This window comes from Marinomonas spartinae (assembly GCF_900089775.1).
GTDB classification, from domain to species: domain Bacteria; phylum Pseudomonadota; class Gammaproteobacteria; order Pseudomonadales; family Marinomonadaceae; genus Marinomonas; species Marinomonas spartinae.
This window is the reverse complement of the sequence record NZ_FLOB01000010.1, coordinates 1-14,708: the sequence shown is the minus strand read 5'-3', so window position 1 is coordinate 14,708 and position 14,708 is coordinate 1. Positions and strand designations below refer to the sequence as shown.

The following is a 14,708-nucleotide window of genomic DNA, read 5'->3' as shown; positions in this document are numbered from 1 at the left end:
TTATTGCGTTTGAGTGTTACTTTTTTTCTGGTTGCCTCATTAGTTTAGCAAACTTCGTTTTATCAACTTTAATCTGTTTGTCGTATGCGGTTACAATAGCTGCACTAACATGATGATTAGAATTAGCAGACAGATGAATACTATAGAGGGTAACAAAGTGGAGTTATTATCTGGTGGCGAAATGATCGCCCGCTTCCTTAAAGATGAGGGAGTTGAGTATATCTATGGTTATCCGGGCGGTGCCGCTCTTCATATTTACGATGCCTTGCATCGTCAATCCGATGTAAAGCACGTTCTGGTAAGACATGAACAGGCGGCAACGCACATGGCCGATGGCTATGCTCGTGCAACTGGCAAACCTGGTACTGTGCTTGTGACCTCAGGGCCCGGTGCGACCAATACGGTGACAGGGATTGCAACGGCTTATATGGACTCCATTCCGATGGTGGTCATTTGTGGGCAAGTAATGAGTTACTTGATCGGTGAAGACGCTTTCCAAGAAACCGATATGGTCGGGGTGTCTCGCCCAATTGTGAAACACAGTTTCACTGTAAAGCATCCTGCTGAAATTCCAATGATTATGAAAAAGGCGTATCACATTGCCAGCACGGGTCGTCCAGGTCCAGTGGTCATTGATGTGCCAAAAGACATGACCATGCCAGGGGATAAATACGAGTACAAATACCCTGAATCTGTCTCTATTCGTTCCTATACGCCGCCAACAAAAGGCCACAGTGGTCAAATTAAAAAGGCGGTAGATCTGCTGTTGGCAGCAAAACGCCCTATTATTTATGCTGGTGGTGGCGTGATTATGGGGGGAGCGTCGGATTTACTGACGAATTTGGCTCAAGCCTTGAACTTCCCCGTGACCAATACCTTAATGGGTTTAGGTTGTTATCCTGCAACGGATCGTCAGTTTGTGGGGATGTTAGGTATGCATGGCGCCTATGAGGCCAACATGACGATGCATCACAGCGATGTTATTTTAGCTGTGGGGGCTCGTTTTGATGACCGTGTAACCAATGATCCTGATAAGTTTTGTCCAAGCGCCAAAATCATTCATATTGATATTGACCCTGCCGCGATCTCAAAAACCATCCGTGCAGATGTGCCTATTGTTGGTCCTGTACAGCAGGTACTTGACGAAATGTTGTCCCTAATAGAAGGGCAAACTTCGAATACAGAGGAACTGGTTAATTGGTGGAAACAGATTACTGAATGGCGTTCGGTTCATGGTGGTCGCTATGATACCAGCAGTGAAAAAATCAAACCTCAGGCGGCCGTTGAAGCGTGTTGGCGTGCAACAAAAGGGGATGCTTATGTCGCTTCTGATGTTGGTCAGCACCAGATGTTTACCGCTCAGTACTATAAATTTGATAAACCAAATCGCTGGGTGAATTCAGGTGGTCTGGGTACGATGGGCTTTGGTTTGCCTGCGGCGATGGGCATCAAAATGAGCTTTCCGCAAGAAACCGTTGTATGTGTCACCGGTGAAGGCAGTATTCAAATGAATATTCAAGAGCTTTCTACCTGCTTGCAGTATGGTTTGCCTGTGAAAATTCTCTGCCTGAACAATGGTTACCTTGGCATGGTTCGTCAATGGCAAGATATGAACTATGAAGGGCGCTATTCTAATTCTTACTTGGATTCATTACCGGATTTTAAAGTATTGATGGATGCTTATCGTCATAAATACGTCGAAATTCGTACGAAAGATGAGCTTGATAGTAAGATGGAAGAAGCTTTTGCCATGACTGACCAGTTGGTTTTCATCAATTGCTATGTGGACCCAGAAGAACACGTTTATCCAATGCAAGTGCCTCGTGGTTCTATGCGCGATATGTTCTTGAGCAAGACGGAGCGAACCTAACATGCGACATATTATTTCTGTATTGATGGAAAATGAGCCCGGTGCTTTGTCGCGCGTGGTCGGTTTGTTTTCTCAGCGTAACTTTAACATTGAGTCTTTGAACGTCGCCGCGACGGAAGATGGCACTCTGTCTCGTTTGACATTGACAACGTTTGGTTCTGATCAAGTGGTTGAGCAAATTACCAAGCAGCTAAATAAGTTGATCGATGTAGTTAAGCTGGTGGACCTAACGGAAGGTCAGCACATCGAGCGAGAGTTGATGTTAGTAAAAGTTCGTGCCACTGGCGCGCAACGGGCGGAAGTGAAACGTACCGTAGATATTTTCCGCGGTAATATTGTTGACATGACGCCCTCTATTTATACGATTCAAGTCGTTGGCGAATCCGACAAACTAGATGGTTTCCTACAAGCATTGGGTGGTGCGCATTTACTGGAAGTGGTGCGTACTGGTGTATCCGGTGTTGCTCGTGGTGAAAAGACATTGTCTCTATAGCGGCGATGAAAAAATGACTGTCATAAAAACCGCGCTTGTTCGCGGTTTTTTTATGTGTCATGTCGCAATGGACGGGTAGAAATTGACTGATGTAGAAAGGTAAAGTGAATGGAGATCGATAGAACGAGTTGGAAGTTGCTCAAAGCATTGGAAGAAAATGCTCGCCTAACCTATGCCGAGTTAGGAAAACTGGTTCACCTCTCTGCGCCAGCGGTTGCAGAGCGAGTGCGCAAACTGGAAGAATCGGGCGTTATTACGGGCTACGGTGCAACAATCAATTTGGAGAAAGTTGGTATTCCCATTACGGCCTTGGTTGAATGTCAGGTTTACCGAACCAAAGAGCGTGAATTTAAAGCGCTGGTTTTAAGTCTGGATGAGGTGATCTCATGCCACAATGTCACCGGGCCTTATGCCTTTATTTTAAAGGTAGCCGTGCGCTCTATGTCCTTGCTGGATGAACTGCTAGAGCGCTTAATTGATTTAAGTGACACCAATACGATGATGATTTTATCAACACCCGTTGATCGAAAAATGCCACTTGGTATTGATCAAGTGGCAGAATGAGGCCGCTTAAGCAACCGAGATAGCAGCGGCTTTAGTTTGGCGTGGCCACTGGCTGATAATCATGCCCAACAAAATGAACCCGCAGCCGATTAAGGTACGAGTCGATAATACTTCGTTCATCAAAAGCCATCCGCCGATGAGGGCAAACACCGCTTCGGACGATAAAATTAAGGCGCTGATACTGGCCGATACATTACGTTGACCAAGGGTTTGCAAGGTGAAGGCAATGCCGGAGGAAGCAACACCAGCGTACACCAATGGCCACCATGCCATTTCAAAGTCAGCTAGAGCTGGCGATTCTGTGAAAAAAGCGGTTACAGTCCCCAAGATGGTTGCTATGAGAAACTGAATGATGGACAACGGAACGGCCGAAACATAGCGAGAAAAATAGCCGATAATGATGACATGTCCTGTCCAAAACAGGGTGCCAATCAGTTCAATTGCATCGCCTTTATTGATATTGAAGTGCGGGCCAATCGTTAAGCAATATAAGCCAATGAGCGCTAAAATAATGCCCAGCCAAGTATGAGACTCTACCTTATGCTTAAGTAATATACCTACGATAGGCACAAAGACAATATACATACTGGTGATAAAACCCGCGTTGCCTGCCGTTGTATATTGCAAGCCAACTTGCTGAAACGTAAAGCCAAAGAACAGACAGGTTCCTCCTAAAATACCGCCTAACCACAAATGCTTCTTATCCTGTTGCTGCTTGGATTTAAAAATAAACAGTAGCGGCAGTAAAGATAAGGTGGCTAATAGAAAACGTGCGGCGTTAAAACTATATGGCCCTAAGCTGTCCATCCCTACTGTTTGAGCAACGAAAGCAAAGCCCCAAATCGCTGCGGTTGTCCATAAAAATAGCTGTGAAATGAGCATAATGGTGAATCATCCTTATAGTGTTAGGTTGCTCTTGAGCGGATAGGAGAGCCTATTTTATAGGCTTGAAGGATTCACCAGAAGTTAAAATGAAAAGTTTTGTTGGGCGCTTTCCTTCGATTTTAAAGTAAATTCATCGCTTTCCTTTGGTTTGTTTCCGTCGTGTCATTAGCTTTTATTGTCGCGATATTCAATAACCTTAATAACTGCACTTTTTTCTGTAGTAAAAGGCTCCCGTGAGGGCTGACATAGGTGGAATTACAGGGTAAAGTTGCGCCCGAATTCAGAGGTCTGATGGGTGTTTTTAATGTGTTGTTTTAACGGCTATTAGACTTCAAGTGAAAAACCATTCTAACCGCCGTTTTCTTGCTGCGGTTTATCTTTTTATAGGGTATAAATTTCTATGACGTTTAGTATGTGGTTGGCTATGGCGCCATTATTGATGTTGCTATCTTTAGGACCAGGGCCAAATAATTTTACTGCCATGCACAATGGTATCCAGGTGGGGGCCACGAAAGCGGTAATTGCTGTAGTAGGGCGAAATGTTGCTTTCAGTATTTTGATGCTGATTTCGGCGCTGGGTCTGGGGGCCATCATTGTCTCTTCTGCATTTTGGTTTAGCGTTGTGAAATGGGTTGGGGTGCTGTACCTCTTTTACGTGGGTGTAAAAACGTGGCGCAGTGCGTCAGTAGTGCTTGAAGAACATGAAATGGAAAATGGTACAAGGGCGAAACGAGGTCATAGGGCAAGAATACGCCAAGAGTTTTTAGTAGCGATTAGTAACCCTAAAGCGGTGTTGTTGTTTACCGCTATTTTCCCTCAAATGCTGGATTTAACTCAGCCTGTTCCCATGCAGTTTTTTTGGATGGGGCTGACTTTTTGTATGACAGAATTTATTGCGGCTTATGTCTATGCTATGAGCGGCAAACAAATTCGACGTTTGATTCGTAGCCCTAAGGGAATGAAAAACCTCAACCGTGGTATGGGTGGTATATTTGTTGCGGCGAGTGCATTTCTAGCCATGGCGACGCGAGCTTAATTTTCTTCTTATAGACAGTTAAATAATCGGAGCATTGGCTCCGATTTTTTTGTCCAAAATACGAGTTTGTTGGATAAACCTTGTCATAATGCCTTCACGGAGTAATAGCAAATTGCACTCCTATAACGATTTCGTTATTGTTTTATTATTGATCAATTTTTTGGGTTTAGAAGGAAAGAAATGATGAGCTGGCATCTTTGGTTGGTTACTGCGCCCTTTTTATTATTGTTGGCTTTGTCTCCAGGGCCAAATAATTTTACTGCCATGTATAACGGCATGCAGGTAGGGCCAAGAAAAGCAGTAGCTGCCGCATCTGGACGTAATCTTGCCTTTATGATTTTGATGACAGTGTCCGCCTTAGGATTGGGCGCTGTCATTGTGTCATCCATGTTTTGGTTTAACATGGTTAAGTGGGCTGGCGTTGTTTATCTACTCTATATTGGTATTAAAACATGGCGTAGCGCTGCGATGACGCTGGATGAACACGAGTCAGAAAACAGTGTCGTTTCTCGTGGGCACTTTCCCAGAATTCGACAAGAATTTATGATTGCGATCAGTAACCCCAAAGCCATTTTGATTTTTACTGCGATTTTTCCACAACTTCTTGATTTGAACAGCCCAGTTGCCCCTCAGTTTTTTGTAATTGGCATGACATTTATTTTGTGTGAGTTTATTGCTGCCTATATTTATGCGGTAAGTGGTAAACAGATTCGGCGTTTGATAAAAAGCCAAAAAGGCATGCTTAGGTTGAATAAGGGAATGGGAAGCTTATTCGTACTTGCGAGTATGTTACTGGCCTCTTCGAGTCGAAGTTAATGCTTCTTTAAATGGAAAGAAAATAAATCAGTTGAATGCTGATTTAAAATCCCCTAGATTTTTCGATCTAAAAAAGGCGACATGGAGCCGCCTTTAATTTGTGCATAGCAACAGGTCTTAGCTGTGTTCTTTTAAGAAGTCTTCGCTAAGATACAGCTCTTCGTTGCTGTTTACTTTTACATCACGGTCTAGAATTTTCCTCGCAATGTCTTGCGCTTCTTCTAAAGAATGCATTTCGTAAGTACCACACTGATATTCATTTAGCTCTGGAATATCGGCTTTGGCTTTCACCTGCAATACGTCTTCCATGGCGGCTTTCCAAGCGTTAGCGACAGCGTTTTCAGAGGGAGTACCAATAAGGCTCATGTAGAAGCCTGTTCGGCAACCCATAGGTGAAATATCGATGATTTCAACACTATCGCTATTTAGGTGTTCGCGCATGAAGCCAGCAAACAAATGCTCTAGTGTATGAATGCCTTTTTCAGAAAGAATTTCTTCGTTTGGTACACAAAAACGTAAGTCGAAGACGGTAATATCGTCGCCTTTTGGTGTCGACATGGATTTTGCAACTCGAACGGCTGGGGCATGCATACGTGTATGGTCTACGCGGAAACTGTCTAATAGTGGCATATTACTCTCCTGCTAATAGCGTCATGTCATTAGACATGTCTGGTAAATGTTCTGCTTAATGGAAGCTATTGTACATGAATTTTTGGAGCATGAATGCGTCTTTTTCTTTCTTTATAGTGCTCAAACAGTATGGCGAGTAAGAAGGCACTGAGCGCAAAGAGCAGGTTCGTCCCCATGAAGGAGGCGACTAATAGACTCGAGCCGCAAGCCAAGACGGCAAAGAGTCGGTATTTGCCTTTTAATAGGTGTAATCCTGTGATTGAGGTCAGGCCATAAATCAAAATAAATGCACCATTGGTCATCTCTATTAACATACTCATAGCACCATCGCTATAATGAAAGGTAAGCAAGGAAAGTAAGCTTACCAAGCTAACAAGGATGACCGCGCGGGTGGGGGAGCCTTTTTTCGATAAGGGCGCAAAGGTTGATGGAAGAGCTCCTTTTGCTGCCAAAGTTTGAACCATTCGAGCAAATCCGATCAGATACATACCAACATTGGTAAAGGCGATGATAAAGGCTACGCCAGCAAAGAGGCGTTTAGTGTTTTCACCAAATAGATGGCCAACTAACAAGGCGAGCGATTGGCTATTAGTGAGGTCGTCACCATAGGTATGATGATAGCTGACTAATAATACGACGATGAGGTATAGGAGCACTACAATGGTCATACCACCAAATAGAGCAATCGGAAAATCCCGCGCGGGGTTTTTAAATTCCGCGCCTAAGTGAGCCATGACTTCTAAGCCAAGAAAACACCAAAAGATGGTGCCAATGGACAAGAGCGTTGTTTTCCAGCTTAGCCAATCGCGAGGTGTCTCTATAGAAGTGGTGGCAGCGCTTAAGTTGCCTTTCCAAGCGAGGGTGATAACGCAGAGAATTAACAAGATGACAATGTATACTTGTGCTTTAGATGAGTTTTCAGCCCCAGCCAAGGCATACAGTGTCATAATAAGTAAGGTCGCAATACTCAGTGCAAAAATGTAGCGTTCGTCTAGGTTGAGTGCCACGGCAAGATACGCCGCTGCAATTTTGATCGCCACGGTTGGACCGACTAATAAAATACTGAGAAATAGCCACCCTACGGCACGCTCTACTGTTTCTCCAAACTGTTTACCAATATAATGCGATGCGCCTCCAGCGGAGGGGAATCGGCTACCGAGAAATGCAAAGACAAAGGCAATGGGAAGGGAGATGAATGCGGTTATTAGCCAAGCATAGAAGGAAAAAGCACCTGCCTTGGTCACTGATAAAGCAGGCAATAGCATGAGTCCTGTTCCAACAAACGTCGTGACGGTCATTGCCATGCCTTGAATCGGCCCTAAGGTTTTCTGATATTTCATGAGTTTATCCTGATAATCAAGGTGAGCACGAGCGCATAAGAGCATCATAGGCGAATGCGTGTGAGAGTGGATCTAGCAAACAGAGGGCATATCCCGTCATTTTCACGGAATGACGCTCATATTGATGGTTTTGGAAAGATTGCCACTATTAGTGTTGAACACATAAAAGAGTTGTAATACATGCAATTAGATAAATATGATCAAAAGTTAATTGCCCTGTTAGTCGATGATGCAAGGCGTTCTGTTACTGAATTAAGTAAACAAATTAATTTGTCTCGTTCGGCGGTTGCAGATCGAATTAGGCGTTTAGAAGAGAATGGCATGATTACAGGGTATCATGCACATATTAAAGCAGACTCTGTTCAAGCTGTTACTGCTTATTTAGCACTGACTTTTCGTCCTCTATCATGTCAGCTTATTCAGCCGTATATTGATAGGATACCCGAAATAAAGTTAGCGCATTCTATTAGTGGTGATGTGGATCTTATTTTATTAGTAGAAGCGCCGACCATGAGTCGTCTACATGATATTCGTAGTGATATTGATTCTTGGCCGAATATTCATAAAGTGGTGACACATATGTGTCTGGCAAGACGATTAGATCGTTATTAGAACTGGACACCTTATAAAATGCGTTTGTTTGTCGTTTTTAATATCTTCCTAAGAGAGGTAGTGCTCTGACTCCGTTAAATCTAAAGGATAAATGGTTCAAAAACATTAAGAGCAACGAAGATTTACTTTTGTTGTCTTGGTTGGGGGCTGTGTGCGGCATTTTGAGTGGCCTACTAATGGTGCTGCTTTATTGGCTTGTTCAGTGGCCTGCTGAACATTTTATGTTTGGTGGTGAAGATGGTTTTGCGGCAATGCCTGATTGGCAGAGAGCTTTATTGCCAATCATTTCCTGTTTTGTATTGGTCGTATTTTTCATTTGGCTGCCTGCTAAATATCATAAGCTGGGCATTCCTTATGTCATTGAACGTTTGAATTATCACCAAGGGGTATTGCCCGTGGTGAATGGTATCGTACAATTTTTCTCCGTCGCCATTGCTTTGGCGGGGGGGTTATCAATAGGTAAAGAAGGTCCTGCCGTTCATATAGGCGCAACCTTTGGTAGTTTGTTAGCTCAACGGAACCGTTTACCCCAATTTGGTGTTGAAACCCTATTGGCTTGCGGTGTGTCTGGCGCAATAGCCGCGTCGTTTCAGACCCCGTTAGGGGGCGTTTTATTTGCCTTTGAAGTTATTTTTTTAGAATACCGAGTGCAATATGTGTTGCCTGTTTTACTTTCCTCTGTGGTGGGGATGCTGGTTAGTCAATATTTTTTGGGGGCGTTAAGTGTTTTTCGGGTCAGTGATTTTTCTGCCACCTTACTAAATCTAGATCTCTTACTGGCATGTTTAACGTTGGTACTCTCCATCGTTGTTTTAGCCTTGCTCTTTAATAGGGTGCAAAAAATACTATGGCCTTTAAGTCGCTTACCCATTTGGACGCGATTTTCTCTTGTGGCGATGGTCACGTCCTTGGCTGCTTATTACTTACCTGAAATTTTGGGTGGGGGATATGATCCCTTGGTTAAGGCTTTATCAGGTGAAACCTTGATGTATTCCTTGCTGGTCTTTTTAGTGGCGAAAACGCTGCTTACTTCTTTTACCATTGGGTTAGGCATTCCTGGTGGCATGATTGGACCGACGTTAATTATTGGGGGCGTTGCGGGAGTTCAGGTGGCCTCTGTTTTTGGCGCTGGGATGGGGATTCATCATGAGTTGGCCCTGTTTGCCTTATTGGGTATGGCAGGCATGATGGCCGCTTGTTTCCAAGCCCCCTTAACAGCATTAATTACCGTGGTGGAAATGACGCACTCTTCTGAGGCCATTGTGCCTGCTCTATTCGTCATTGTATTAGCTTGCTTGATCATGAGGCTGATCTTTCAAGAAGAGTCAGTGTTTGTATCGCGACTGCATTTTGCAGGCTTGTCCCATACATTAAATCCGTTTAAACACCATCTCATGCTGCACAGTGTTCAGCCGGTATCAGAGGAGGTGGTTGTGTTACCTGCTTATGCATCCCCAGAAGAAGTAAAAGATTTAGGGGCAAGTACCCTAGACTTCGCAGCTTTTAGAGTGGATGATAATTGGCGTATTGCCAGACGCGCTCATATGGTGGAAGCTCTTGAAGCATTGAATCAGGGGCCTCAGCCTTGGCTTGTTGCCGAAGGCGATCATATACTGATGAACCTTTTTGAAGCGGTTGAGTCTACCTCTATCGACAAACTTGAGGATCCCGACTCGTTAGCCTCTGTTGCGGATTGGTTTCATCAAACACAAGCGTCTGATGTCTTGGTGGTATTTTCTAAATCCCAGCAGGTAAGTGTCATTTCCCGTCGGGCGATGGATCAGTTTTTATTTAAGGATCGTTAGGATGTTGTGGGTTAAAGCGTTTCATATTATTTCTTTGGTGTGCTGGTTTGCAGCACTGTTTTATCTACCCCGTTTATTTGTCTATCACGCAAACAGTACAGATGCTGAAAGTATTGCTCGCTTCAAAATAATGGAACGCAAGTTATATCGAGGTATCATGACACCATCAGCGATTGCGACCATTGTGTTTGGTGTGTGGCTGGTATCTTACAATCCCTCTTACTATATGCATGCTGGTTGGTTTCATGCCAAGCTTGCGTTAGTGTTGGTATTGTTAGGTTACCATCATGCTTGTGGTCGGTTGCTGAAAAAATTTGCAGAAGACCGTAATACTCGAAGCCACGTCTTTTATCGTTGGTTTAACGAGCTGCCCGTTATTTTGTTGATTGCCATCGTTATATTGGTAGTTGTTAAACCATTTTAATTTAAGTTGACGCGTGACTTTGCACCAACTTATTACAGTATTTTAATTGAGAAGTTAGAGGAATTATGAGCCGTTCAGAAGATTTATACGCACGAGCCCAACATCGTATTCCTGGTGGTGTTAATTCACCAGTGCGAGCTTTTAATGGTGTTGGTGGAACGCCTTTGTTTTTTCAAAAAGGGCAGGGTGCTTATCTGTATGATGAAGATAAAAAGCGCTATATCGACTATGTTGGTTCTTGGGGACCAATGATTTTGGGGCATTCTCATCCAGATGTTTTGTCGGCCGTTCGTGAGCAAATTGAAGAAGGTTTGAGTTTTGGAGCCCCTACCGAAGTGGAAATCACCATGGCAGAAAAAGTCTGTGAGCTTGTGCCTTCCATGGATATGGTTCGTATGGTGAACTCGGGGACAGAGGCCACCATGAGTGCAATCCGCTTGGCTCGTGGCTACACCGGGCGAGATAAAATTGTGAAATTCGAGGGGTGCTATCATGGTCACTCTGACTCGTTGTTAGTGAAAGCGGGGTCAGGTGCATTGACTCTTGGTGTGCCGAATTCGCCAGGAGTACCAGCAGATCTTGCTCAGCATACCGTCACCTTGCAATACAATGATAGCCAGGAAGTTAAAGAGTGTTTTGCTGATATTGGCGATCAAATTGCGTGTGTTATCGTGGAGCCAGTAGCAGGTAATATGAACTGTGTCCCTCCTGTTGAGGGGTTCTTAGAAACATTACGTCAAGTGTGTGATGAGTCTGGGGCCGTATTGATTTTTGATGAGGTGATGACAGGCTTTCGTGTCGCGTTAGGTGGGGCTCAAGAGCGCTTTGATATTGTCCCTGATTTGACAACGTTAGGTAAAGTTATTGGTGCTGGCATGCCAGTTGGTGCGTTTGGTGGTAAACGAGCCATCATGGAGCATATTTCGCCTCTGGGGCCAGTGTACCAAGCGGGTACTTTGTCGGGAAATCCTGTTGCTATGGTGGCGGGGTTGACGGTACTAAACAAAATTAGCGAGCCGGGTTTTCATGCACAGTTAGAGGAAAAAGCACATAGATTAGTGACCGGCTTAAAGCGGGTGGCTGATGAGCAAGGTGTGCCTTTTTGCGTCGTGAACGAAGGTGGCATGTTTGGCTTTTTCTTCACTGAAGCAGATAAAGTGACAAGTTTTGCTGAAGTTCAGCAGTGTAATACTGAGCGGTTTAAACAGTTCTTCCATTATATGTTGGAAGAAGGGGTGTACTTTGCTCCGGCTGCGTTTGAAGCAGGTTTTATCTCTCAGGCCCACACAAATGAAGATATTGATTATACAATCGAAGCGGCTAAACGTTCTTTTGCTAAGTTGATTTAATGAAGAAACCTCTCGAAAAGGTATTTGAAATGTCGGTAGAAGAAACAGAAAAGCGTTCATTGCATGATTCACCAGACGAAATGGAGAGTAGTGAAGACAGTGTTGAGTTGAAACAGCCTCATAAAGGGGTGTATTTGTTACCAAATTTGTTTACAACAGCAGCACTTTTTTCTGGTTTCTATTCTATTATCGCTGGGATGAATGGGAATTTTACTCACGCAGCTGTCGCCATCTTTATTTCGATGGTATTTGACGGTCTAGATGGCAGGGTAGCCCGCATGACACGAACTCAGAGCGCCTTCGGTGCTCAATATGATTCTCTTGCAGACATGGTGTCTTTTGGATTGGCACCAGCACTGGTCGCCTTTACTTGGGCGCTAGCACCTTTGGGAAAAGTTGGGTGGATCGCTGCCTTTATTTATGCGGTCGGAGCGGCACTGCGTCTGGCACGATTCAATACCATGATTGGTTTGGAAGATAAACGCTATTTTACAGGGCTACCTAGCCCAGCCGCCGCAGCCATTGTAGCGGGTGTCATCTGGGCGGCAAACGATTCTGGAATAGCGGGCGCGAGCCTAGCAGAAATCATGGCATTGCTTGTTCCTATCGTCGGTTTACTCATGGTGAGTAATGTCAAATATCGTAGTTTTAAAGACCTTGATGTTAAGGGACGAGTACCATTTGTTGTGCTGCTTATCGCGGTATTGGCTTTCGTTATCGCGGCATTGGAACCTGCTATTGTATTAATGGGCTTGTTCTGTCTGTATGGGGTGTGGGGTCTGATGGGCAGGGTATCGGCAAAATTTCGTTAATTTGATACTTAAAATCAAGAACAAGGCTCTCTTACAATAATGTAAGAGGGCCTTTTTTTGATGTAGAGGAACTATCCTAACAATAAGCAGTCTACTAGTTGACTGAAGAGAGGGTATCGAGATGATTATCAAAAATAAAAAAGCGTCTGATTGTTTAGAGTCTGAAGTGACAGACTTGCAAGTCTATCTCAATCGTCGTCAATTTATGCGGGCGTCTGGAGGTATAGCGCTTGGGCTGGGGGCAAGTAATGTTTTTGCAGCACTACAAAGTGGCAATCCGCTTAAGCCACCTGCCGCGTTGGCTGATGCTTTTGGGAGGATTACAGAAACCTCCTTTGGTAAAAATGAGAAGGTTGCGCCCTATGATGTAGCAACGACTTATAATAACTTTTACGAATTTGGCTATGGTAAAAGTGACCCATCAGAATACTCCTCACATTTTACAACACGTCCTTGGACCATGACGGTGGAAGGTGAGGCTGAGCACACAGGTGTCTTTAACCTTGACGATATTATTAAAGCATCCGCGTTAGAAGAGCGTATCTACCGACACCGATGTGTTGAGGCTTGGTCGATGGTTATTCCATGGGTTGGTGTCTCTCTAGGCGATGTTTTAAAGCGATTTAAACCTACTTCAAAGGCTAAATACGTTGCCTTTGAAACCATTTATGATCCTAAAGAAATGCTAGGGCAACAAGGTGGTGTGTCATTGGATTGGCCATATCGTGAAGGGCTACGAATGGATGAAGCGATGAATCCATTGGCGATGTTTACCGTTGGTATGTACGGAAGTATTTTACCCAATCAGAACGGTGCTCCAGTGCGTTTGGTGCTGCCTTGGAAATATGGGTTTAAAAGTATCAAATCCATTGTAAAAATTCGCTTTGTTGAAACAATGCCACAGACGACATGGAACATGTTAGCTCCAAGTGAATATGGTTTTTATGCCAATGTTAATCCAAATGTAGACCACCCTCGCTGGTCTCAAAAGCAAGAGCGTCGATTACCTGGTGGGGTGTTATTCCCAAATGTGATTCCCACAAAAATGTTCAATGGATACGCGGAAGAAGTAGCAAGTCTGTACAAGGGAATGGACTTAAGAAGGAACTACTAACGTGGCGGCATTTTGGGATAGAAGAGAAAAGCCTTATGTACTCATATTGTTCAGCTTGCCCTTTGTCTGGATGTTTGTGTCATTATTAATGGGGCAATATTTTCCTGATCCAGGAAAGTTGTTGATGAGGCTGAGTGGTATTTGGGCTTCGGTATATGTTGTGGCGGTTTTGTCTATGACCTGGATTGGTAAAATCAAGCCGCTCCGTGTTATTAATCGATACCGTCGCTTTATCGGTTTAACGGCTTTTTTTTATGGATTGCTTCATTTTGTTATCTATCTGGTTTTGTTTGCTGGCCTAAGTTGGACTTGGATTAGCTCGGATCTGATTGAAAAGCCCTATATATATGTTGGCATGATTGCACTGGTCATTATGGCAGTCCTAGCAATAACCAGTACAAAAAGAATGATGCGCCTGTTAGGTCGAAGATGGAGGTCAATTCATCGCCTTATGTACCTTTCAGCTATCGCTGTTATTGCTCATTTATGGTGGCAAGTGAAGGATGACACTTCATTAGCTATTTGGTTTTCTGTTTTTTTAGTGCCGCTCCTTGTCTCTAAAATACCGACTCTGCCGATATGGAAAAAGTATTTAAAAAAAACTTAGAAAAAATACTTGCCATAAGTTTTTTAGGATGTATCATACGCACCCACTGACATGAGCAACGCTTCATAAGTAATTAAGAAAATGTTGTTCGCTTCTAATGAGTTCTCTTTGTTAGAAAGTTAAGTCAGACGCTCTTTAAAATAGATAATCAGATAATTTGTGTGGGCGCTCGCTGAGACCTTCAGAAGATCGACAGGGTTTTGCTTAGTTTACTGAGTGGAGCGCTGAGCGATCAAAAAAATTGAAGTCTTACGAGAGTCAAACACGTCAATTCGCTTTATGTTGATTTGTTGTTTTAGATGATGAATCGATTAAGTTATTGTTAGTGTAAGAATTTGAGTGAGCAAACTT

15 protein-coding genes are annotated in these 14,708 nt (G+C 43.8%); 12 read left to right on the top strand and 3 right to left on the bottom strand.

Features of this window, described 5'->3' with window-relative positions; genetic code table 11:
* The first annotated feature begins 157 nt into the window (after positions 1-157).
* From MSP8886_RS16860 to MSP8886_RS16850, 3 genes are all read left to right on the top strand, one after another.
* A complete protein-coding gene (locus MSP8886_RS16860; RefSeq protein ID WP_067018599.1) occupies positions 158-1,870 on the top strand; it encodes an acetolactate synthase 3 large subunit in 1,713 nt (570 codons plus the stop codon).
* Between the two features lies 1 nt (position 1,871).
* The gene (gene ilvN, locus MSP8886_RS16855; RefSeq protein ID WP_067018597.1) at positions 1,872-2,363 is read left to right on the top strand and encodes an acetolactate synthase small subunit; all 492 of its coding nucleotides are present in this window, start codon (positions 1,872-1,874) and stop codon (positions 2,361-2,363) included.
* Positions 2,364-2,471: 108 nt separating this feature from the next.
* Complete coding sequence (locus tag MSP8886_RS16850; RefSeq protein WP_067018595.1) at positions 2,472-2,927, top strand: Lrp/AsnC family transcriptional regulator; 456 nt, start codon at positions 2,472-2,474, stop codon at positions 2,925-2,927.
* Between the two features lie 6 nt (positions 2,928-2,933).
* Here MSP8886_RS16850 and MSP8886_RS16845 read toward each other — a convergent pair whose 3' ends face one another.
* Positions 2,934-3,809, bottom strand: a complete 876-nt coding sequence (locus MSP8886_RS16845) for a DMT family transporter (RefSeq protein ID WP_067018593.1) — start codon at positions 3,807-3,809, stop codon at positions 2,934-2,936.
* Positions 3,810-4,212: 403 nt separating this feature from the next.
* Between MSP8886_RS16845 and MSP8886_RS16840 the strand changes: the two genes are divergently transcribed.
* Together MSP8886_RS16840 and MSP8886_RS16835 are read left to right on the top strand one after the other, a co-directional pair.
* The gene (locus MSP8886_RS16840) at positions 4,213-4,848 is read left to right on the top strand and encodes a LysE family translocator (protein ID WP_067018592.1); all 636 of its coding nucleotides are present in this window, start codon (positions 4,213-4,215) and stop codon (positions 4,846-4,848) included.
* Between the two features lie 180 nt (positions 4,849-5,028).
* Complete coding sequence (locus MSP8886_RS16835; RefSeq protein ID WP_245659126.1) at positions 5,029-5,664, top strand: LysE family translocator; 636 nt, start codon at positions 5,029-5,031, stop codon at positions 5,662-5,664.
* 117 nt (positions 5,665-5,781) lie between these two features.
* Here MSP8886_RS16835 and luxS read toward each other — a convergent pair whose 3' ends face one another.
* Both luxS and yjeH read right to left on the bottom strand, forming a co-directional pair.
* On the bottom strand, positions 5,782-6,294 hold the full coding sequence (luxS, locus tag MSP8886_RS16830) for an S-ribosylhomocysteine lyase (protein ID WP_067018588.1): 513 nt from the start codon (positions 6,292-6,294) through the stop codon (positions 5,782-5,784).
* 65 nt (positions 6,295-6,359) lie between these two features.
* Positions 6,360-7,634, bottom strand: a complete 1,275-nt coding sequence (yjeH, locus tag MSP8886_RS16825) for an L-methionine/branched-chain amino acid transporter (protein WP_067018586.1) — start codon at positions 7,632-7,634, stop codon at positions 6,360-6,362.
* A gap of 180 nt (positions 7,635-7,814) precedes the next feature.
* Here yjeH and MSP8886_RS16820 point away from each other — a divergent pair, with 180 nt between their 5' ends.
* The 7 genes from MSP8886_RS16820 (at position 7,815) to msrQ (ending at position 14,357) form a co-directional block, all read left to right on the top strand.
* On the top strand, positions 7,815-8,246 hold the full coding sequence (locus MSP8886_RS16820; RefSeq protein ID WP_067018584.1) for an Lrp/AsnC family transcriptional regulator: 432 nt from the start codon (positions 7,815-7,817) through the stop codon (positions 8,244-8,246).
* A 128-nt stretch (positions 8,247-8,374) separates the two neighbouring features.
* Positions 8,375-10,051, top strand: coding sequence for a chloride channel protein (locus MSP8886_RS16815; protein WP_245659125.1), 1,677 nt, complete (start codon positions 8,375-8,377; stop codon positions 10,049-10,051).
* A 1-nt stretch (position 10,052) separates the two neighbouring features.
* Positions 10,053-10,475: a protoporphyrinogen oxidase HemJ gene (gene hemJ, locus MSP8886_RS16810; RefSeq protein WP_067018580.1), complete on the top strand. Its 423-nt coding sequence runs from the start codon at positions 10,053-10,055 to the stop codon at positions 10,473-10,475.
* 65 nt (positions 10,476-10,540) lie between these two features.
* Positions 10,541-11,824 carry a glutamate-1-semialdehyde 2,1-aminomutase gene (gene hemL / locus MSP8886_RS16805; protein ID WP_067018578.1) on the top strand — a complete coding sequence of 428 codons (1,284 nt, stop codon included), beginning with the start codon at positions 10,541-10,543 and terminating at the stop codon, positions 11,822-11,824.
* A gap of 80 nt (positions 11,825-11,904) precedes the next feature.
* The gene (gene pssA / locus MSP8886_RS16800; RefSeq protein ID WP_245659129.1) at positions 11,905-12,636 is read left to right on the top strand and encodes a CDP-diacylglycerol--serine O-phosphatidyltransferase; all 732 of its coding nucleotides are present in this window, start codon (positions 11,905-11,907) and stop codon (positions 12,634-12,636) included.
* Positions 12,637-12,757: 121 nt separating this feature from the next.
* Positions 12,758-13,750: a protein-methionine-sulfoxide reductase catalytic subunit MsrP gene (gene msrP / locus MSP8886_RS16795; RefSeq protein WP_067018575.1), complete on the top strand. Its 993-nt coding sequence runs from the start codon at positions 12,758-12,760 to the stop codon at positions 13,748-13,750.
* 1 nt (position 13,751) lies between these two features.
* Positions 13,752-14,357 carry a protein-methionine-sulfoxide reductase heme-binding subunit MsrQ gene (gene msrQ, locus MSP8886_RS16790; protein WP_067018573.1) on the top strand — a complete coding sequence of 202 codons (606 nt, stop codon included), beginning with the start codon at positions 13,752-13,754 and terminating at the stop codon, positions 14,355-14,357.
* The last annotated feature ends 351 nt before the right edge of the window (positions 14,358-14,708 follow it).